This window comes from Micromonospora sp. NPDC126480, assembly GCF_040302465.1.
Classification (GTDB): domain Bacteria; phylum Actinomycetota; class Actinomycetes; order Mycobacteriales; family Micromonosporaceae; genus Micromonospora.
The window spans coordinates 15,614-35,687 of the sequence record NZ_JBEORU010000004.1; the positions used below are offsets into that span (position 1 = coordinate 15,614).

The window sequence follows — 20,074 nt, forward strand, 5'->3', positions numbered from 1 at the left end:
TATACACGTGTCCTTCCGTCAGCCGCCGACCGGGTTAGCTGACGGGTTCGGGACGGAAGATCCCTACCGCTGGCGCGGATGCACCCCACGTACCTGGTTCCCCGGTTCGCCCTGGCGGGCGATTAGGCGGCGACCGCCGCCGGCACCGGTGGGTGCCGCCTGGCGGAGGCCGGATCAGAGCCTACCGGTGCTCAGGTGGCAGGTGCAGCGGATGTTACTGACGGTGTCCGTGTGGTCACCGCCTAATCAGACAAAAGGGAGAGGATCGATCCGCACGAGGAGGGGTGTGCCGATCACCACTCAACGGCCCCGCAGGTACCGGCGGCCGCCCCGGGCTCTATCTGCAACGTGGCGTGCTCGATCCGGAACTCGTCGCGGAGCAGGGTCCGCGCGGCGGCGAGGACCGCGGCGACGTCGGCGCCGGGCGCGATCGTGAGGTGGGCGGAGGCCACCTCCATCCCGGAGGTGAGTGTCCAGACGTGCAGGTCGTGCACCTCCGCGACGCCGGGCACGGCGACCAGTCGGTCGTGCACGGCGGTGACCTGGAGGTGCTCCGGCGCGGCCTGCACCAGGATGCGCAGCGCCGCCCGCCCGAGGCGCCAGGTGCGGGGCAGGATGAACAGGCCGATGGCGACCGCGACCAGCGGGTCGACCCACCACCAGTCGGTGGCCGTGATGATCAGGGCCGCGGCGATCACGCCGAGGCTGCCCAGCAGGTCGCCGAGCACCTCGAGGTAGGCGCCCTGGAGGTTGATGCTCTCCTTCGCCCCGGGCCGGAGCAGGGCGAAGGCGATCAGGTTCGCGAGCAGGCCGAGGGTGGCCACCGCCAGCATCGGGCCGGTGCGCACCTGCGGCGGGTCGCCGAACCGGCGTACGGCCTCGACCAGCACGTAGACCGCCACGCCGGAGAGCAGCAGGGCGTTGGCGAGGGCGGCGAGCACCTCCAGCCGGTAGAGCCCGAAGGTGCGCTGCGGGTCGCCGCTGCGCCGGCGGGTGGCGGTGAGCGCGGCCAGGGCCATGCCGATGCCGAGCACGTCGGTGAACATGTGTCCGGCGTCGCTGAGCAGCGCGAGCGATCCGGTGCGGAAGGCGGCCACCGCCTCGACCACCATCAGGGTGGCGAGCAGGCCGAAGGCCGCCCAGAGGCGCCCGCGGTGCCGCTGCGCGGCGTTGGTGACCGACCCGTGGTGGTGGTCATGACCTGCGCCCACGCGGACACCTTCCGTCGCCCGTCCCGATCCGTGCCTAACCTATGCTCACATCGCTATGTATGCAACTGTCGGTCGCGGTGTCGACGCTCAGCCGACGGGGTCGATGGTGGTGAGCCGCTGGGTGGCACGGGACAGCGCGACGTACAGGGTCCGCACGCCCGACCCCGGGTCGGCCCGGATCTCACCCGGTGCCACCAGGACGACGCCGTCGTACTCCATGCCCTTGGCCTCCAGGCTGGTCACGACCTGCAGCCGCGGCGCGCCGAGCCCACCCAGCCAACCGGCGACCGCGCCCCGGCGCGGCACCGGCGTGATCACCCCGACCGTCCCCTCCACCTCGGTGAGCAACGTGCCGACCGCCTCCACCACGGCGGTCTCCAACTCCTCCGGCGGCACGACCAGCTGCACCGGGTCGACGCCGGTCGAGCGGACGGCGGTGGGCAACGGAAGGTCCGGGTCGACCCGCCGGATCTCGGCCGCCGCCACCGCGAAGATCTCCGCCGAGTTGCGGTAGTTGGTGGTGAGCGTGAAGTGGTGCCTCCGCCGCCGGCCGAGTGCCTGGTCACGGGCCCGGGCCAGCTCGTCCGGGTCACCGGTCCACGCCGTCTGCGCCGGGTCGCCCACCACTGTCCACGAGGCCAGCCGGCCACGCCGGCCGATCATGCGCCACTGCATCGGCGACACGTCCTGCGACTCGTCGACCACCACGTGGGCGTACTCCCGGTAGTCCTCCGGGCGCTGCCGGGCCGCCTCCCGGGCGGCGCGCTGCCGGTCGGCGAGCGTGCTCAGCTCGCGTACGCCGCCGGCGAGCTGGAACGGATCCCGCTTCGGCCGCGCCGGCTTCAGCGGCTTGCCCAGCAGGGTGTCCAGCTCGTCGAGCAGGGCGATGTCGGCGACGGTCAGCCCTTCGGAGTCCAAGGTCCGGTACGCGTCGAGGAGCAGCCGGATCTCACGGCCGCCGAGCACGCCCGCGGCGTACCGGCGCAGCCGGTCGGGCCGGGCGAGCCAGCCGAGCACGTGGCGCGGGTGCAGCCGCGGCCACCACGCCTTCAGGAACTCGCGGAACTCCGGCCGGTCGGCGATCTCGTCCTCGAACGCGCGCTGCTCGGGCAAACGGGCGATCCCCAGCCGCCGGGCCTGCGCCCACAGCGCGGCGAAGACCCCGTCGAAGCCGGCCCGGCGCACCTCGTTGCGTCGCGCGCCGCGCGGCAGCGCCCGTTCCCGGATGGCGTCCAGCTCCCGGCGGTCGACGCGCAGCAGCCCACCCCGGTACAACAGCCGCAGCTCCCCGGGAGCATCCGGCGCCGCGTCCCGGGCGGCCCGCTCCAGCACCCGCCGCATCCGCAGCGAGCCCTTCACCGCCGCGACCTCCGGCGGGTCGGTGCGGGTCGCACGCAACCCCGGGAAGAGGCCGCCCAGCGAGGCCAGCGCGGCGGTGTCCTCGCCAAGCGACGGCAACACCGACGCGATGTAGTCGACGAAGACCGCCGACGGCCCGACCACCAGGATGCCGCCGCCGGCGTACCGGCTGCGGTCGGAGTAGAGCAGGTACGCCGCCCGGTGCAGGGCGACCGCCGTCTTGCCGGTCCCCGGTCCGCCGGAGACGATCGTGACGCCCGAGCCGGGCGACCGGATCGCCTCGTCCTGCTCCCGCTGGATGGTGGCGACGATGTCCCGCATGCCGCGCCCGGTCGCCTTCGACAGGGTGGCCAGCAGGGCGCCGTCGCCGACCACCGTCAGGTCGGGCGGGGCGGCGGCCGGGTCGAGCAGGTCGTCCTCGATCCGGGTGACCCGCTCCCCGCTCGACTGGATCATGCGCCGGCGGATCACACCCAGCGGCTGCGCCGGGGTGGCCCGGTAGAAGGCGGCGGCGGCCGGGGCGCGCCAGTCCACCACCAGGGTGGCCGCGTTCTCGTCCCGGATACCGAGGCGCCCGACGTGCAGCACCTGCCCGTCGCGCAGGTCGAGCCGGCCGAAGACCAGCCCCTCGTGCTCGGCGTCGAACAGGTGCCGGCGCTGCGCCGCGTGGAACACCATCGCGTCCCGCTCGACCAGGGCGCCGAAGTTGCCGACCCGGGCCAGTCGGTAGCCCTCCTTCTCCGCGTGGACCGCCGACCGGCGCAGCTCGGCCAGACGCGCGTACACCCGGTCGAGGTGCCGCTGCTCGACGGCGATCTCCTGCTCCAGCGCGGTCTGGTCGGTCAACGCTCGCTCCTCCTGACGTCGGCGGCGAGGGTGGCGCGGTACGCGCGGCCGTACCCCGGCCAACCGCACGAGGGTACGCCCCGGCGTCACCCGGCACGCTCGAGGTGCGCGCGGGCGCTACCCGGTGACCTTCGCGGTCGTGGCGGGGCGGTCGAGGACCCGGCGCAGCACGCCCACCAGGGCGTCGTTCACCTCGTCGGGGCGCTCCATCATGAGCATGTGTCCCGCGCCCGGGCAGACGGTGAGCTCGGTCGCCGGCAGCGCGGCCGCGATCGATTCCGCGCAGGGCGGCGGGGTCAGCCGGTCCCGGTCGCCGACCAGCGCGGCGGCCGGCAGGTGCGCCAGCTCGGCCAGCGTCTCCAGCCGGTGCTGCGCCCCGATCGAGGCCCGGAAACCGCCGATCGACCGCAACGACGCCCGGGCCACCGCGGAGGTGACCAGGCGGATGTCGCCCGGGTCGCAGTGGTCGCCGAAGAGCATCCAGCGGATGCTGGGTTTCAAAGCGCGCAGCAGTGCCCGCGGCGGACGCCACGACCCGCACCGGGCCAGGACCCCGGCGCCGGTGGTCTCGGCGAGCCGGATCAACCGGGCGATCCGGGGCGACAGGCCGTAGACCGTGTGCGTGTGCCCCTCGGCGGTGGTGGAGACGAAGACCAGACCGGCGACGCGGGCGGCGAAGTGCGCGGGGTGGCGGTGGGCGTACTCCATGATCGTCATACCGCCCATGGAGTGCCCGGCGAGCACGGCCCGGCCGGTCGGCGCGACCGCGTCGAGCACCGCGGCGAGGTCGTCGCCGAGCTGAGCCAGGGTGGCCGTGGGCAGCGCCATGCAACTGGACCGGCCGTGGCCGCGAGCGTCGTAGGTCACCACCCGAACCGCCCCGGCGAAGCGGTCGCGCAGCTCGGCGAGCTGCCGGTGCCAGGCGCGGCCGTCAAGCGTCCACCCGTGCAGCAGTACCGCGGTCACCTCGGCATCGGCCGGCCCGTGCACCTCGACGTGCAGGCGGACGCCGTCAGGCAGGCGGACCTCGTGTGCCTCCGGCATCGCCACCTCCCCCGGGCCGCGCGAGTTCGTCACACCGGCGATACCCGGTGGTAACACCGGCTACCCGTCATGACACCACGCCAACCGCACCGGTGAGAAGATTCGCAACCCGGCCCACGGTCCCGCGGATACCCGTCAGGCTGGCGGACATGGCACCACCCCCGGACCGGCCGGGCGGGCGCGCCGCCGGTGGTACGCCCCGCGCGGCGCTGGCCGAGCTGCTCGCCGGCAACCGGCGCTTCGTCAGCGGGCAGCCGATCCACGGCCACGACGTCACCGCCGCCGCCGCGACGGCCTCCGGCGACCAGCAGCCGTACGCCGTCCTGCTCGGCTGCATCGACTCCCGGGTGCCGCTGGAGGCGATCTTCGACCAGACCTTCGGCTCGATCTGCGTGATCCGCACCGGCGGGCACGTCCTGGACCGGGCGGTCCTCGGCTCCATCGAGTACGTGGTGGGGCAGCTCGGCGTACCGCTGGTGGTGGTGCTGGGCCACGAGCGGTGCGGGGCGGTCGCGGCGGCGGTCGACGCGCTGCGCGCCGGCCGGCGGCCCGACGGCGCGCTCGCGCACCTGGTCGACCAGATCGCGCCCGCCGTCACCGAGGTCGGCCTGCACGATCCGCGGGTCGGCACGCTGGCCGTCCGGCGGCACGTGCGGCGGACGGTGGCGGCGCTGCGCGCCGACGACCCGCTCGCCGGGCCGGTCGCGACCGGCCGCGTGAACGTGGTCGGCGCCCTGTACGACCTGTCCACCGGCGAGGTGCGCCTGCTGTGAAAGGAAGGGCCCCTTATTAACGCCTCCGGTAGAGGAAGGGCCCCTTCTTAACACGCGCCGCCGGATGCGACTCCGCGCGCACGGCGGCGCTTGCCGCCCACCCGGCGGCGCTTGCCGCGCGCACGGCGGTACTTGCCGCCCACCCGGCGGCGCTTGCCGCGCGCACGGCGGTACTTGCCGCCCACCCGGCGGCGCTTGCCGCGCGCACGGCGGCGCGGACGCGAAACCGCCCGCCGGGACGGGTCCCGACGGGCGGTTTCGGTACTGCGGTCCTTGGGCTCAGCCCTCGAAGACGCCGGCCTCGACCAGGCGCTTCTCGGTGGCGTCCCAGCCGTCGCCCGGGTGGGCGGCGTTGAGGGTGGCCAGCTCGGCCCGGATCTTGGCGGCGTGGCCGGCGGCGGCCAGCGTGCGGATCTCCTCGACGAAGGCCTCGGAGTCGGTACGCAGGTGCGCGGTCTTGCCGTTGGTCAGGTTCCGCACGTAGGCGTGCTTGCCGCCGTTGAGCGGGATCACGTACTTGAACTCGCCCAGCACGCTGAGGGCGCCACCCTGGCCAGCCTGGCCGGCCCGGACGGACGCGCGCGCGGTCTTAGAGGTGTTGCTCGCCACGGAGGTACTCCTTGCAGACGTACGGGAGGACGCGGTAGACGTCCGGGGGCTGGATGCGGCTCGCACCCGTTGGGTGGACCCGCGGAAGACGTTCGCGGCACAGGCCGCCGATGGAACTGTACACGACCACGATGCCTGGCTGGTCACCGCGTCGTGGGGGTCAACGACGCTCACCCGACCGGCTATTCCACCGGCGAATTTTCCGATTCTCTGGCGCACCATCCGTCACACCAGTCATGATGTGTCCCAGAAGCCACCCGGCTGGTCGAGGTCGTAGGGGAAGACGCACCTCGCTCTCCGGGAGGTCACCGTGCCAACGCGTGGCGTCGTATACGTCCACTCGACCCCGCTCGCCGTGTGCTCGCACGTCGAGTGGGCGATCGCGCGCGTCCTCTCCGCGCCGGTCAACCTGCAGTGGACTGCTCAACCCGTCGACCCCGGCGCCCGCCGGGCCGAGTGCGGGTGGACCGGTAGCCCGGGGACGGGCGCCGAGCTGGCTGCTGCCCTCCGGCAGTGGCCCATGATCCGTTTCGAGGTCACCGAGGAGCCCAGCCCGGGCGCCGACGGGGAGCGCTTCATGTACGTCCCGGGCCGAGGGCTGTTCCGCGCCACGGTCGGCGCGGCCGGAGACATCCAGCTCGGCGAGGACCGGCTGCGCAGCATCATGGCGGGCGCGCGGGCGCCGGAGGCCCTGGCGCACGCCCTGGACAAGGCGCTCGGCACCGCCTGGGACGCCGAGCTGGAGCCGTACCGGTACGCCGGCGACGGGGCGCCGGTGACCCTGCTCACCCGCGTCGGCTGAGCCCCGCACCGGCTGGTCCCCGAGGCAGGCCACGCGACGGCATCGTCCGGTCGGCACGCGTAGGGTCGGGTTGCCCCGATTGGCGTCGAACTGGTGGGATGGCTCGCGTGTCGATACCTTCGCGACGTGGCGGCGTCGCGGTCGCCGCACTGACCGCGCTGCTCGTGGCCGGCTGCGCCGGCGAGCCGGAGCGGGCGCGCCCGACACCCGCCGCGAGCGGCCGGTCGGCGGTGCCGTCGACGCCCGTCCCGGTGCCCGCCGGCGACCCGGCGAGCCGCGCCGCCGCCCTGGTCGGCTCGCTCGCCGACGAGGACCTGGTCGGCCAGGTGCTCATGCCGTACGCGTACGGCGACGCGGCGACCCGGGTCTCGCCCGGCTCCGCCGCCGGCAACCGGGCCCTCGCCGGCGTCGACACCCCCGCCGAGATGATCGCCAAGTACCGTCTCGGCGGGCTCATCCTGGTCGGCTTCAGCGCCGACGACCCGACCGGGAGCAACCAGGCCACCACCAACGTCGACAACCCCAAGCAGGTCCGCGCGCTGACCACCGGCCTGCGTGACGCGGCCGCCCGGCTGCCCGCCGGCAGCGCGCCGCTCCTGATCGGGACCGACCAGGAGCACGGGGTGGTCACCCGGATCACCGACGGTGTCACCCTGCTGCCGAGCGCGCTCGCCGCCGGGGCCGCCGGCCGGCCCGAGCTGACCGAGGCCGCCTGGCGGGCCGCCGGTACGGAGCTGGCCGCGATGGGGATCAACGTCGACTTCGCGCCGGTCGCCGACGTGCTCGTCACCCCCAGCACGGTCATCGGCTCCCGGTCCTACGGCGCCGACCCGAAGGTGGCGGCGGCGCAGGTGGGCGGCGCGGTCCGGGGTCTGCAAGCCGCCGGGGTGGCGGCCACCCTCAAACACTTCCCCGGGCACGGCCACAGCGCCACCGACTCGCACAAGGCCCTGCCGGTGCTGCCCCAGTCGCGCGCGGCCCTGGAGGCCGGGGCATGGACGCCGTTCCGGGCCGGTGTGGACGCCGGCGCCCTCGCGGTGATGTCCGGCCACCTCGACGTGCGGGCGGTGGATCCGGGCACCCCGGCCACCTTCTCGCACAAGCTCCTCACCGGCGTGCTCCGGGGCCAGCTCGGTTTCCGAGGCGTGGTGATCACCGACGGAATGAACATGGAGCCGGCGAAGCGCTGGCCACCGGGGGAGGCGGCGGTCCGCGCGCTGACGGCCGGCAACGACCTGATCCTCATGCCGCCGCACGTCGGCAAGGCGTACGACGGGCTGCTGGCCGCCCTGCGGGACGGCTCCCTGCCCCGGGCCCGGCTGGTCGACGCGGCGACCCGGGTGCTGACGATGAAGTTCACGCTTGCCGACCGGTCGGTCCCCGACCTGTCCGCGCTCGGCGCCCCTGCGCACCGCGAGGCGGCGGCGGCGCTCGCCGCCGCCTCGGTGACCGTGCTGCGCGGCCCGTGCGGCCCGCCGGTGCGCGGGCCGGTGACGGTGACCGCCTCCGCCGGCCGCGACCGCACCCGGGCCGCGCTGGCCGAGGCGCTGACCGCCGCCGGGGTGCGCGTGGTATCGCGCGGCGGCGCGGTGGTCCACCTGGTCGGGTACGGCGACGGCGTCGAGGACCTGCGCGCCGACGCCGCGGTGACGGTCGCCATGGACACGCCGTACGTGCTGGCGAAGGCGGCCTCTCCGGCGCTGCTGGCGACCTACTCGTCGAGCCGCGTGTCGATGACCGCCCTGGCCGAGGTGCTGGCAGGCAGGTCCCGACCGGTTGGCCGCTCCCCGGTGCCGGTGCGCGGCCTGCCCGCCACCACCTGCTCCTGATCGGCGGCAGCCGCAGATCAGCTGCCGGTACCGCTCCACCCGGCGATCGGTGAGAGCCGCGATCCCGTCGGCCGTCGCCCGGCGCTGCGCGCCGGAAGCTGTTAAGAAGGGCCCCTTCCACCGCGCGAGGCGTTAAGAAGGGGCCCTTCCTTACCCGCTTACAGCGGGATGTTGCCGTGGGCGCCGCGGGCGGCCGGGGCGGCCGCCAGGGCCTCCGCGATCCGCCGCCGGGTCTCGGCCGGCTTGATGACGTCGTCGACGACACCGATCTCCAGCGCCCGGTTCACTCCACCGGCGACCCGGATCTGCTCCTCGATCAGCTGGGCGCGCAGCGCCTCGCGCTCCTCCGGAGGCGCGGCGGCCAGCTTCTTGCGGTGCAGGATGTTCACCGCCGCGCTGGCGCCCATCACCGCGACCTCCGCGTTCGGCCAGGCGAAGACCGCGGTCGCGCCGAGCGACCGGGAGTTCATCGCGATGTACGCGCCGCCGTACGCCTTGCGGGTCACCAGCGTCACCCGCGGCACCACCGCCTCCGCGAAGGCGTGCAGCAGCTTCGCCCCGCGCCGGACCACGCCGTCCCACTCCTGGCCCAGGCCGGGCAGGTAGCCGGGAACGTCGACCAGCACGATCAGCGGCACGCCCAGGGAGTCGCACATCCGCACGAAGCGGGCGGCCTTCTCGGCGCTGGACGCGTCGAGGCAGCCGCCGAGCCGCAGCGGGTTGTTGGCGATCACGCCGACCGTCCGGCCGGCGAACCGGCCGAGCGTGGTGACGATGTTCGGCGCCCACTTGGCGTGCAGCTCCACGCCCGGTGCGTCGAGCAGCGCCTTGACGACGGGCTTGACGTCGTACGCCCGGTTGGTCTCGGCCGGCATCTTCGCGGCCAGGTCGTGCCCGTCGCCGCCGTTGGTGGGCACGTCGTCCGGCGAGAGCCGGCCCTGGTGACCGAGCAGCGCGGCGAGCCGCCGCGACTCGGCGAGCGCCTCCTCGTCGTCCTTGCAGGTCACGTGCACGACGCCGGAGCGCCGGCCGTGCGGCTCGGGACCGCCGAGCCGCTCCATGTCGACCTGCTCGCCGGTGACGCTGCGGACCACCTCGGGGCCGGTGACGAAGATCCGGCCGCTGCCGCTCATCACCACGATGTCGGTGAGCGCCGGGCCGTACGCCGCGCCGCCGGCGGCGGGGCCGAGCACGACGGAGATCTGCGGCACCCGCCCGGAGGCGCGGACCATGGCGGCGAAGACCTGGCCGACCGCGTCGAGCGCGACCACGCCCTCGGCGAGCCGGGCGCCTCCGGAGTGCCAGAGCCCGAGCACGGGCACCCGCTCCCGGACGGCGGTGTCGATCGCGTCGACGATGTGCCGGCATCCGTCGGTGCCCATCGCGCCGCCCATCTTCGTGGCGTCGGTGGCGTACGCGATCGCCGGCGTGCCCTCGATCTCGCCCCGGGCCCAGAGGACGCCGGAGGTGTCGCGGGGCGCCAGCAGGCGCAGCGTGCCCGCGTCGAACAGGGCCCGGAGCCGTAGCTCCGGATCCCGGTGGTCGACCGTGGCCGTGTCAGGGCCGGCAACAGTGGTGGTCACGTGAGCCTCCAAGGCTTGTGGTCTCAGGCCCGCGTGAAGACGAGAGCCACGTTGTGGCCGCCGAAGCCGAAGGAGTTGTTCAGCGCGGCGGGGATCTCCAGGTGGCGCGCCTTGTTGGCGGCCACGTCCAGGTCGAGACCGTCGTCCGGGTCGTCCAGGTTGATGGTGGGCGGCACGACGCCGTCGCGGATCGCCAGGATCGTGGCGATCGACTCCAGCGCGCCGGCCGCGCCGAGCAGGTGCCCGGACATCGACTTCGTCGCGGTCAGTACCGGGTGGTCACCCAGCGCCTGGTGCAGTGCCTTGATCTCGGCCATGTCGCCGACCGGGGTCGACGTGGCGTGCGCGTTGACGTGCGCGATGTCGCGCTTGGCGACGTCCGCGTCGGCGATCGCCTTCGCGATGGCACGCACCGCCCCGGCACCGTCCGGGTGCGGCTGGACGATGTCGTAGCCGTCGGAGGTGATGCCGGCGCCGGCGAGCCGCGCGTACACCCGCGCGCCCCGGGCGGCGGCGTGGTCGGCGCGCTCCAGCACGAGCACGCCCGCGCCCTCGCCGAGCACGAAGCCGTCGCGGCCCTTGTCCCACGGGCGGGAGGCCCGCTCGGGCTCGTCGTTGCGGGTGGACATCGCCCGCATCGAGGAGAAGCCGGCGATCGGCAGGCCGTGGATGACCGCCTCGGTGCCGCCGGCCACCACCACGTCGGCACGGCCGGCGCGGATCATGTCCAGGCCGAGTGCGATCGCCTCCGCGCCGGTCGCGCAGGCGCTGGCCACCGAGTGGACGCCCGCGCGGGCGCCCAGTTCCAGGCCGACCCAGGCGGCCGGGCCGTTCGGCATCAGCATCGGGATGGTGTGCGGGGAGACCCGGCGCGGACCGGACGCCTCGAGGACGTCGTCCTGGGCGAGCAGGGTCAGCGCGCCGCCGATGCCCGAGCCGACGCTGACACCGAGCCGGTCCGGGTCGAGCCCGGAGTCGGCCAGGCCGGAGTCCGCCCAGGCCTGCTGCGCGGCGATGATCGCGATCGCCTCGGAGCGGTCGAGCCGGCGCAGCTTCACCCGGTCCAGCAGGCCGGCCGGATCGACCGCGAGTTGGGCGGCGATCCGGACCGGCAGCTGTTCGGCCCACTCCTGGGTGAGCGCACCCACCCCGGAGCGTCCGCTGAGCATGGCGTCCCAGGTCGACGCGACGTCCCCGCCCAGCGGGGTGGTCGCGCCGAGCCCGGTGACGACGACGTCGGTGCGTGTCATGTCAGGACTGCGCCTCGATGTAGCTGACGGCGTCCCCGACGGTCTTCAGGTTCTGCACCTCGTTGTCCGGGATCTTGACGCCGAACTTCTCCTCGGCGGCCACCACGACCTCCACCATCGACAGCGAGTCGACGTCCAGGTCGTCGGTGAAGGACTTCCCCTCGGCCACGTCGTCCGGGTTCACCCCGGCAACCTCTTCGAGGATCTCGGCGAGGCCGGCGGTGATCTCGTCACGGGTCATTGCGGTTGGTTCCTCTCGATGGGGGGTTTCTTCGCCGGGCGGCGAAGGCGGCGCGGTGGGACCGCGCCGGGTCTTCAGGGGCAGCGGACGACCTGACCGGCGTAGGTCAGGCCGCCACCGAAGCCGAACAGCAGCACCGGGGCGCCGGAGGGCACCTCGCGCCGCTCGACAAGCTTCGACAGGGCCAGCGGCACGCTGGCCGCCGAGGTGTTGCCGGACTCGACGATGTCCTTGGCGATGATCGCGTCCGGGATGCCCAGGCGCTTGGCGATGCCGTCGATGATGCGGGCGTTGGCCTGGTGCGGCACGAACGCGGCCAGCTCCGACGGGTCGACCCCGGCCCGCTCGCACGCCTGCAGCGCGAGGGGCGCCAGCGAGGTGGTGGCCCAGCGGAAGACCGCCTGCCCCTCCTGCTGGATGTACGCGCGCCAGCCCTCGATCCGGACCGCCTCGCCCCGTTCCGGGACTGAGCCCCACACCACCGGGCCGACGCCGGCCGGCTCGTCGGTCGCGGTGGCGGTGACCACCGCGGCACCGGCGCCGTCGCCGAAGATGATGCAGGTCGAGCGGTCCGTCCAGTCGGTGAAGTCGGAGAGCTTCTCCGCGCCGATGACGATCGCGTTGCGCGCCGCGCCGGCCCGGATGGCGTGGTCGACGGTTCCCAGGGCGTACGCGAAACCTGAGCACGCGGTGTTGATGTCGTACGCGCCGGGCGCGGCGATGCCGAGCTTGGCGGCGACCCGGCAGGCGACGTTCGGGCTGCGGTCGACCGAGGTGCAGGTGGCGACCACGACCAGATCGATGTCGGCGGCGGTCAGGCCGGAGTTGGCCAGCGCCTTGCCGGCGGCGGCCGCGGCCATGTCGGCCACCGTCTCGCTGTCCGCGATCCGCCGGGTGACGATGCCGACCCGGTCGCGGATCCACTCGTCGCTGGTCTCCACCAGCTGCGCGATCTCGTCGTTGGTCACCACCCGGGACGGCTGGTAGTGGCCGAGCGCGACGATCCGGCTGCCCGTCATCGAGGCTGTCCTTCCCTGCGTGGCCGCGCGTGCCGCGGCGTCATGCGTGGCCGCCGATGCGGGCCAGCGGTTGTCCCGGGGCGACCGGGTCGTCGTGGTGGGCGAGCCATTCGGTGAGCAGGCCGCTGTCGTGGGCGGTGACCTCCACCGGGCCCTGTCGGGTGGTGACGTGGCCGATGACCTGGCCGGCGCGCAGGTCGGCGCCCTCGGCCAGGTCCCCGGCGGGGGTGAAGGTGCCGGCCGCGGGGGAGACCACGACCCGGAACTGGATGACCGGCTCGTGGCCGCCGAGGCCGCTGTGCCGGGCGATCAGGTCCCGCGCGGCGGGCAGGTCGTCGGGAGTGTTGAGGGTGACGATCTCCGGGGTCCCCGTGCCTCGCAGCTCCCGTTTGACCAGGCCGGCGAGGGTACCGGCCGGGGGAAGCTCGATGACGCCGGTCACGCCGAGGTCGGCCAGCGTACGCATGCACAGGTCCCAGCGGACCGGGGCGGTGACCTGGCGGACCAGCCGCTGCACCATCTCCCGGCCGTGGTTCACGGCCGCCCCGTCCAGGTTGGACAGGAGGATGCGGGCCGGGTCGGCGGGGGTGATGCCGGCCGCCACGGCGGCCAGCGCCGCCTCGGCCGGTGCCATGTACGGCGTGTGGAAGGCGCCGGCCACCTGCAGCCGGACGATGCGGGTGCGGGCCGGCGGCTCGGCGGCGAGCCGGTCCAGCCCGCCGAGGGCGCCGGCGGCGACGACCTGGCCGGCGCCGTTGCGGTTGGCCGGGTGCAGCCCGTGCTTGTCGATGGCGGCGAGCACCTCGTCCGGGTCGCCGCCCAGCACGGCGGCCATCCCGGTCGGCTCGAGCGCGCAGGCGGCGGCCATCTCGCGACCGCGTACGCCGGCCAGGGTGACGGCGGCCTCCGGTGCCAGCACGCCGGCGAGCGACGCCGCGCCGAGTTCGCCGACGCTGTGGCCGGCGGTGAGGGCGACGTCGTACATCGGCAGGTGCTCGGCGGCGAGCAGCGCCGCCGCGACCAGCAGCGGTTGGGTGCGGGCGGTGTCCTTGATCTCGTCGGCGTCGGCGGCCGTCCCGAGGTGCACCAGGTCGACCCCGGCGAGCGCGGACCACCAGCGCAGCCGTGCCTCGGTGCCGGGCAGGTCGAGCCAGGGAGTCAGGAAGCCGGGTTTCTGTGAACCCTGGCCGGGCGAGAGTACGGCGAGCACGTCTATGACTCTCCCGGATACGCGCGGGTAGCGCTGTGCCGCCCTCGACCAAACCGCACTAGAAGCTTTGGAGGGATCCTACAAAGATCGGCGGTGGTCATCACCCGTCTGTGATGTTTTCCTCACGCCTGGGGTCATTGTCTGGCTCGGGACCAGTGTGACCACCGGGTCGAGCCGGCCGACCGTGAGCGCCACCTGGAGCGCGTACGCGTCACGGGGCGCGAGCGGCGAGAACCCGGTGACCTCGGCGACCCGCCGCAGCCGGTAACGCACCGTGTTCGGGTGCACGAACAGCGCCCGGGCGGCGCTCTCCAGCGTGCCGCCGGCCGCGAAGAAGGCGTCCAGGGTCTCCAGCAGTTCCCCGCCGGAGCGCACCAGCGTCGCGTACACGTCGTGCCGCAGCCGGCGGCGGGCCTCGGCGTCCCCGGCGAGTGCCCGCTCCGGCAGCAGGTCGGCGGCGGGCACCGGCCGTGGCGCGGCCGGCCAGGCCGGCGCGGCGCGGAACCCGGCGAGAGCGGCGCGGGCCGACTCGGTGGCCTCGTCCAGGCTCGGCACGGCCGGGCCGACCACGACCGGGCCGTCGCCGAACGCGTCGAGCAACTTGCCGGCGGCGGCCACCGGATCGGCGGCGCCGCCGAGCACGATGACCAGCCGGTCGCCGTGTACCCCGCCGATCACCTCCGCGCCGATCCGGCGGGCCTGCCGGTAGACCGTGTGCAGCACGGCGGGCACCTCGCCGCCGGGCGAGCGGCCCACCGCCACCGCCACCGGCGGGGCGTCCGCCCAGCCCAGCGCCGCCGCCCGGCTGGCCAGCACGTCCGGCGAGTCGCCCCGCAGCAGCGCGTCCACCAGCAGCGCCTGGAGCCGGGCGTCCCAGGATCCGCGGGACTCGGCGGCCCGGGCGTACACCCGGGCGGCAGCGAACGCGATCTCCCGGGAGAACCGCAGCACCGCCTCGCGCAGCCGCGGCTCCTCGCCCGGCGCGGCCAGGTGCGGGACCTGCTCCTCGACCACGTCGATCGTCACCTTGATCAGAGCCACGGTCTGCTGCAGGCTGATCGAGCGGGCCAGGGCCTGCGGCGCGGCCGCGAACACCTCGTCGGAGACCTCCTGGGTGCTGTCCGCGGTGCCGCCACCCGAGCGCAGCCACTGCACGAGCGACCGCACGCCGGCCTGCGCCACGAGGGTGACCCAGGAGCGCTGGTCGGCCGGGAGCGAACGGAACCAGGGCAGGGTCTCGTCCATCCGCGCCACGCTGGCGGTGGCCAGCGCCCCCGCAGCCCGCTCGATCCGGCGCAGCGTGGCCGTCAGCTCGGTCTCCGGCTCGCTCACCGCACCAGCCTGACACGCCCTAACCTGGGCCGGCGACACGGGCCCGGCGGCGGCGACCCCACTGGTGCCCCGCGCTGCGCGCGGCGTGGCGGGGTCGGGGTGGCCGGGACCGCGCGCTGCCCGCGGCATGGCGGTGTCGAGGCGGCCGGGACCGCGCGCTGCCCCCGGCATGCGGGGTCCGGGCCGCCGGGACCGCGCGCTGCCCGCGGCATGGCGGTGTCCGGGCCACCGGGACCCCGCGCTGCCGCCGTCAGCGAGCGGATCAGGTGCCGGCCGGTGGGGGTACCGGCAGGCCCAGCTCCTGGGCCAGGATGGCCGCCTGCACCCGGCTGCGCAGTTCGAGCTTGGCGAGGATCCGGCTGACGTGGGTCTTGGTGGTGCTCTCCGCCATCGCCAGCCGGTCGGCCACCTGCTGGTTCGACAGCCCGAGGCCCAGGCAGGCGAGAACGTCACGTTCGCGGGGAGTCAGGGCGGCCACCGCCGCCCGGGTGGCCGCCGACGCGGCCGGTGCCGTGGCGGCGAAGGCCGTGATCAGCCGCCGGGTCACCGCCGGCGCGATGAAGCCCTCGCCCCGAGCCACCGTCCGGACCGCCGTGACGAGTCCGTCCGCGTCGGTGTCCTTCAACAGGAAGCCGGCGGCCCCGGCCCGCAGCGCTCCGAACACGTACTCGTCCAGGTCGAACGTCGTGAGCACCAGGACGTCGGCGAGTCGGTTGTCGACGATCTCCCGGGTGGCGGAGATGCCGTCCAGCCGGGGCATCCGTACGTCGAGAACGGCGACGTCCGGGCGCAGTTCTCGGCACCGGCGGACCGCCTCGGCGCCGTCGTCCGCCTCGCCGACCACCTCGATGTCCGGCGCTCCGGCCAGGATCAGCGCCAGGCCGGCCCGTACGGCGGGCTGGTCGTCGGCGAGCAGCACCCGCACCGGATCGGTCACGTCACTTGCTCCCCGGCCAGCACACCGGTCGGCAGTTCGGCGCGGACGTGCCAGCGCCCGTCCCGGGGCCCGGCGGTGAACCGGCCCGCCAGCAGCGCCACCCGTTCCCGCATCCCGATCAGGCCCGCGCCCGCGCCGGCCGTCGCCGCCAGGCCGTCGCGCAGCGGGTTGGCCACGCCGATCACGACCGCCGCCGGCTCGTACGCCAGAGTCAGCTGTGCCTCGCCTGCGCCGTGCTTGAGCGCGTTGGTCAGCGACTCCTGCACGATGCGGTACGCGGCGAGGTCCACCTCGACGGGCAGCGGGCGCGGCTCGCCCTGCCATCGCACGTCGACCCGCAGCCCGGCGGTCCGGGCCCGGTCCACCACGGCGGCCACCTCGCTGAGCCGGGCGCGGGTCGCCTCCTCCGTCGCGTCCTCGCCGGTGCCGCCGTCGGCCGGCCCGCGCAGCAGCCCGATCATCTGCCGCATCTCGGCCAGGCCCTGCACGCTGTTCTCCCGGATCACCCGCAGCGCCGACTCCACCTGGGACCGGTCCAGGCCGGGGACGGAGAGCGCGGCGGTGGCATGGATGGCCACCGCGCTGAGGTGGTTGGCGATCACGTCGTGCAGCTCCCGCGCCATCCGGGCCCGCTCGGCGCTCACCGCCTGCCGCCGGTCCAGTTCGGCCAACCGGGCGGTCTGCTCGGCCCGGGCCCGCTCGGCGGCGGCCTGGTCGCGGTACTGCCGGACGCTGATCCCGGTGACCACCGGCAGCACCCCGGCCAGCACGATCGGCGCCGCCACGCCGACCCCCTGCCAGCGCCCCAGCCAGAGCACACCGCCCACCGCGCCGAGCACGCTCAACGCCACCGTGATCCGCAGCAGCCGCCGCCACGTCCGGGCCGACCCGAACACGCAGGCGTCGTAGAGGACCTGGGTGTAGACGAGCAGGGTGGCCAGCGACACGCCCAGCGCGAAGTCGACGGCCAGCGCCACGGTGCCCAGCGCCAGGCTGGCCCGGGTCGCCACCCGCCGCAGGCCGACCGCCACACAGACCGCGACCAGCGGCGGCAGGAACGCGGGGTCGGGCCCCATCGGGTCGCCGGACAGCTGCGGTTGGTTGCCGAGCCCGTACAGGACCAGGCCGCCGGCCAGGGACGCACCGGCCAGCGCCAGATCCCGGCCGAGCGTGCCGGGGCCGAGCCAGGGTGGCGGTCGCATGGCCCGATCCCACCACAGCCGCGTCCGCCCCGGCTCCGACCGGGGGCGGAGGTCACCCCGTCCACCATCCGTCGAAGGGTGTACGCCGGCCCGCGGGTCCGTCGAAGGATGGACCCGCGGATCGTCTGCGGCGTCGAGGTGACCCGGCCCCGCACCGGTGACGCTGGAGACGACGGACACGGGGAGGAACACATGCTGATCGGCCTGATCGTCGCCTGCGAGGTCGCGTTCTGGGTGGTGCTCGTCGCCGGGCTGGTGGCGCGTTATCCGCTGCGCCGGCCGCGGCTCGGTGCGGGGCTGCTGGTGTGCGTGCCCCTGGTGGACCTGGTGCTGCTGGTGGCGACCACGGTGGATCTGCGGCGCGGGGCCACGGCGGAGGTCGCGCACGGCCTGGCCGCCGCCTACCTGGGCTTCTCGGTGGCGTTCGGCCACTCCATGGTTCGCTGGGCCGATCAGCGCTTCGCGCACCGCTTCGCCGGGGGCCCACCACCGGTGAAGCCGCCGCGGCACGGCTGGGCCCGTGCCCGCTACGAGTGGGGGCAGTGGTTCCGGGGGCTGCTCGGCTGGGCGATCGCCTGCGGGCTGCTCGCCGCGGCGATCGTCTGGGTCGGCGACGCCGACCGCACCCGGGAGCTGACGGTCTGGATCGGTCGGCTCAGCCTCGCCATGGTCATCTGGCTGGTCGCCTTCCCGGTCTGGGAGACGATCTTCCCGCGCCGCGCGCGGGCCTGACCTGGGTACGCGCTGCACAGCCCGTCGGTGCCGGCCAGTACGGTGACAGGGCACGCCGGGAGAGCGCGGCGGGCGACGGCGAGTGTGAGGAGACCGGGATGGCGCACGGGGAGGCCGACCACGGCTGCGCCCAGGGTGAGCCCTGCCGGCCGGGCCATCACGAGCCGCCGGTGACCAAGCACCACCGGCGGCTTGCCGGGGGTGTGCCGGCGCACCCGGGTGAGGCGCCGACCGGGTGGCTGCCCGAGCGCGCCGACGACGACGTCACCGTGCCGCGGCAGCGGTCCGCCGAGCCGGTCCCGCCGGCCGCGACCCCGACCGACGGCTGCCTCAGCGACCTGCCGGGATGGGCCGGCGCGCACCGGCACGGCCCGGTCCGGCCCCGACCGCGGGCCGGCCGGCGGGAGCGACCGCCACGCCGCTGGTGCTGACCCGCCCGGGCGGCCGGAAACGCGGCGCGGTGACCGTGCTCGACGCGACCGGCTGACCGTCCACCTGGCACGGACGTCGCGCCTGATCGGAGTCGCGGACGCGTGGCGCCGGGCCCGGGCCGCCGCCACGACCCGACGGCCGCGGCCCGGTGATCGAGCGGCGTCAGCGGGTCCGGCGGCGGATCAGCAGCGCGATCCCGGCCAGACCGGACGTGATCGTGACCACGACGGCCACGTTGAGCAGCAACAACCGCTGCAGTTCTGCCAGCGCCTCGTCGATGTCGCGGGCGGGGTTGATGGCGTCCTCCGGGATCACCCGCTGACCGCCGCCGACGCCACCGCTCACCGTGTCGAGCTGCCGTTCCAGCGGCACGCCGACGGTGCGCAGGGTCTCCGACATGCTGAGCCGGCCGAAGAACCAACCGGCCGTGGTCTTCCGGGAGTCCGGCTGCTTGGCCGGCCGGTAGACGCGCGGGCCGCCGATCGCCTTCGGGTACAGGTCGTACCTCTGCTTGGGCGTCTCGCCGGAGAGCACGACGACCGTGTACTTCGGACCGAGGTCGGTCTTGCGCGGCCCGGTGGTCTGGGCGGTCCGGCCGAGGAAGTTCACCTGGTCGATGATGGCCACCACCTCGGCGGGGTGGACGTTCGCGCGCAGGCGCAGCGGCTCGTCCAGACCCTCACCGGTGATGTCCACACCGGCGGGGGGTGGTTTCGGCGCCGCCTTCGCGGGCGACACCAGACCGAGGGACAGCGCACCCGCCGCGAGAGCGGCGGCCACTGCGGCCAGCACCCGCCGTACCGTTCGGACCATCGCCGCCTCCTCGCCCCGTTCGATGGATGGCTTCGCTGCAGGTTACGCGCTGCCGGGTCGACGGAGGTAGCCGGACCCGCGGGCCGGAGGCCCTTCCTCAGAGACTCCGTGGAACGGCGATCGGTTGCAGCTCATGGAACTGTATTTGGAACTATCTGCGATCCTCGACCGACTAACTCACCGGCAGCCGTTGATCAGCGGGCGGATCGTACCTTCGAGGAGGGACTCATGGGGGGCAGGGTCGCACGTGCGGTACGCGCCTGGCCAGGTGTGGTCGGTGTGTCGCTGCTGGCGGTCGGTGCGTCGCTGCTCGCGCCGCCCGCTCCGGCGGCCGCGCACAACCAGTTGACCGGCAGCGATCCGCGCGACGGGGCTCGCGTCGCCGCGGCGCCGCAGCGTATCGAGCTGCGCTTCCTGTCCCGGCTCGATCCGGCCACGACGAAGGTCACCGTCACCGGTCCGGACAACGTGGCGGCGGCCGGCGGCGCGGCGAGCTTCTCCGGCAGCCGGGTGACGGTGCCGTTCCGCCCCGGGCGGGCCGGTCTCTACATCGTCGGCTACCAGGTCCGGTCCGGTGACGGCCACCCGGTCTCCGGCGAGGTGCGGTTCACCCTCACCACCGGCACCCCCGCCGACCCGTCGGCCACGCCGACCCCCGCCACCCCGTCGGCCGTCGCCTCGCCGCCGGTCCCGGCGACCCCGACGCCCAGCGGCTCACCCGCGGCGACCGCCCGCGAGGACGACGGGGGCACCACGCGGACGTGGCTCTGGCTGGCGCTCGCCGCCGCTGCCCTGGCCGTCACCGGCGCGACCGCCGCCTTCCTACGCCGCCGCCGCACCCGCTGACCCC

Annotated in this window: 19 protein-coding genes and 1 riboswitch; of the genes, 6 read left to right on the plus strand and 13 right to left on the minus strand. The window is 74.8% G+C overall.

The genetic code is table 11. The features are described from left to right. Positions 1–8 precede the first annotated feature (8 nt). Positions 9–139: riboswitch (cyclic di-AMP (ydaO/yuaA leader) on the minus strand. A gap of 154 nt (positions 140–293) precedes the next feature. From ABTW87_RS04820 to ABTW87_RS04830, 3 genes are all read right to left on the minus strand, one after another. Next, positions 294–1,211, minus strand: coding sequence for a cation diffusion facilitator family transporter (locus ABTW87_RS04820; RefSeq protein WP_350648558.1), 918 nt, complete (start codon positions 1,209–1,211; stop codon positions 294–296). 87 nt (positions 1,212–1,298) lie between these two features. Continuing rightward, complete coding sequence (locus ABTW87_RS04825; RefSeq protein WP_350648559.1) at positions 1,299–3,416, minus strand: HelD family protein; 2,118 nt, start codon at positions 3,414–3,416, stop codon at positions 1,299–1,301. 117 nt (positions 3,417–3,533) lie between these two features. Then, positions 3,534–4,460, minus strand: a complete 927-nt coding sequence (locus tag ABTW87_RS04830) for an alpha/beta fold hydrolase (RefSeq protein ID WP_350648560.1) — start codon at positions 4,458–4,460, stop codon at positions 3,534–3,536. A 149-nt stretch (positions 4,461–4,609) separates the two neighbouring features. On the opposite strand from ABTW87_RS04830, the gene ABTW87_RS04835 reads away from it, so the two are divergent. Then, complete coding sequence (locus ABTW87_RS04835) at positions 4,610–5,233, plus strand: carbonic anhydrase (RefSeq protein WP_350648561.1); 624 nt, start codon at positions 4,610–4,612, stop codon at positions 5,231–5,233. 279 nt (positions 5,234–5,512) lie between these two features. Here the strand turns inward: ABTW87_RS04835 and ABTW87_RS04840 are convergent, their stop codons facing one another. Continuing rightward, positions 5,513–5,842 carry a hypothetical protein gene (locus ABTW87_RS04840; protein ID WP_350648563.1) on the minus strand — a complete coding sequence of 110 codons (330 nt, stop codon included), beginning with the start codon at positions 5,840–5,842 and terminating at the stop codon, positions 5,513–5,515. 310 nt (positions 5,843–6,152) lie between these two features. On the opposite strand from ABTW87_RS04840, the gene ABTW87_RS04845 reads away from it, so the two are divergent. Then, entirely contained in the window at positions 6,153–6,644 is a 492-nt protein-coding gene (locus tag ABTW87_RS04845) for a DUF3145 domain-containing protein (RefSeq protein WP_350648564.1), read from the plus strand. A gap of 98 nt (positions 6,645–6,742) precedes the next feature. Further along, positions 6,743–8,473 carry a glycoside hydrolase family 3 N-terminal domain-containing protein gene (locus ABTW87_RS04850; protein WP_350648566.1) on the plus strand — a complete coding sequence of 577 codons (1,731 nt, stop codon included), beginning with the start codon at positions 6,743–6,745 and terminating at the stop codon, positions 8,471–8,473. A 158-nt stretch (positions 8,474–8,631) separates the two neighbouring features. On the opposite strand, the gene ABTW87_RS04855 is transcribed toward ABTW87_RS04850, so the two are convergent. The 8 genes from ABTW87_RS04855 to ABTW87_RS04890 form a co-directional block, all read right to left on the minus strand. After that, positions 8,632–10,056: an acyl-CoA carboxylase subunit beta gene (locus ABTW87_RS04855; protein ID WP_350648568.1), complete on the minus strand. Its 1,425-nt coding sequence runs from the start codon at positions 10,054–10,056 to the stop codon at positions 8,632–8,634. A 23-nt stretch (positions 10,057–10,079) separates the two neighbouring features. Further along, positions 10,080–11,306, minus strand: a complete 1,227-nt coding sequence (gene fabF, locus ABTW87_RS04860; RefSeq protein WP_350648570.1) for a beta-ketoacyl-ACP synthase II — start codon at positions 11,304–11,306, stop codon at positions 10,080–10,082. Between the two features lies 1 nt (position 11,307). Further along, on the minus strand, positions 11,308–11,547 hold the full coding sequence (locus tag ABTW87_RS04865) for an acyl carrier protein (RefSeq protein WP_007072348.1): 240 nt from the start codon (positions 11,545–11,547) through the stop codon (positions 11,308–11,310). Positions 11,548–11,621: 74 nt separating this feature from the next. After that, positions 11,622–12,566: a beta-ketoacyl-ACP synthase III gene (locus tag ABTW87_RS04870; protein WP_350648575.1), complete on the minus strand. Its 945-nt coding sequence runs from the start codon at positions 12,564–12,566 to the stop codon at positions 11,622–11,624. A gap of 40 nt (positions 12,567–12,606) precedes the next feature. Beyond that, entirely contained in the window at positions 12,607–13,776 is a 1,170-nt protein-coding gene (locus ABTW87_RS04875; protein ID WP_350648577.1) for an acyltransferase domain-containing protein, read from the minus strand. A 78-nt stretch (positions 13,777–13,854) separates the two neighbouring features. Beyond that, positions 13,855–15,237 carry a PucR family transcriptional regulator gene (locus ABTW87_RS04880; RefSeq protein WP_502891532.1) on the minus strand — a complete coding sequence of 461 codons (1,383 nt, stop codon included), beginning with the start codon at positions 15,235–15,237 and terminating at the stop codon, positions 13,855–13,857. Positions 15,238–15,370: 133 nt separating this feature from the next. Further along, entirely contained in the window at positions 15,371–16,045 is a 675-nt protein-coding gene (locus tag ABTW87_RS04885) for a response regulator (RefSeq protein WP_350648581.1), read from the minus strand. Further along, the gene (locus ABTW87_RS04890) at positions 16,042–17,247 is read right to left on the minus strand and encodes a sensor histidine kinase (RefSeq protein ID WP_350648583.1); all 1,206 of its coding nucleotides are present in this window, start codon (positions 17,245–17,247) and stop codon (positions 16,042–16,044) included. The genes ABTW87_RS04885 and ABTW87_RS04890 overlap by 4 nt, the downstream gene beginning before the upstream one ends. A 192-nt stretch (positions 17,248–17,439) precedes the next feature. Here ABTW87_RS04890 and ABTW87_RS04895 point away from each other — a divergent pair, with 192 nt between their 5' ends. Next, positions 17,440–17,979 (plus strand): hypothetical protein, encoded by a 540-nt coding sequence (locus ABTW87_RS04895; RefSeq protein ID WP_350648978.1) that lies wholly within the window; start codon positions 17,440–17,442, stop codon positions 17,977–17,979. 98 nt (positions 17,980–18,077) lie between these two features. Continuing rightward, on the plus strand, positions 18,078–18,410 hold the full coding sequence (locus ABTW87_RS04900; protein WP_350648585.1) for a hypothetical protein: 333 nt from the start codon (positions 18,078–18,080) through the stop codon (positions 18,408–18,410). 163 nt (positions 18,411–18,573) lie between these two features. Here ABTW87_RS04900 and ABTW87_RS04905 read toward each other — a convergent pair whose 3' ends face one another. Further along, a complete protein-coding gene (locus ABTW87_RS04905) occupies positions 18,574–19,224 on the minus strand; it encodes a hypothetical protein (RefSeq protein WP_350648586.1) in 651 nt (216 codons plus the stop codon). 228 nt (positions 19,225–19,452) lie between these two features. Between ABTW87_RS04905 and ABTW87_RS04910 the strand changes: the two genes are divergently transcribed. Continuing rightward, positions 19,453–20,070 carry a copper resistance CopC family protein gene (locus ABTW87_RS04910; RefSeq protein ID WP_350648588.1) on the plus strand — a complete coding sequence of 206 codons (618 nt, stop codon included), beginning with the start codon at positions 19,453–19,455 and terminating at the stop codon, positions 20,068–20,070. Positions 20,071–20,074 lie beyond the last annotated feature (4 nt).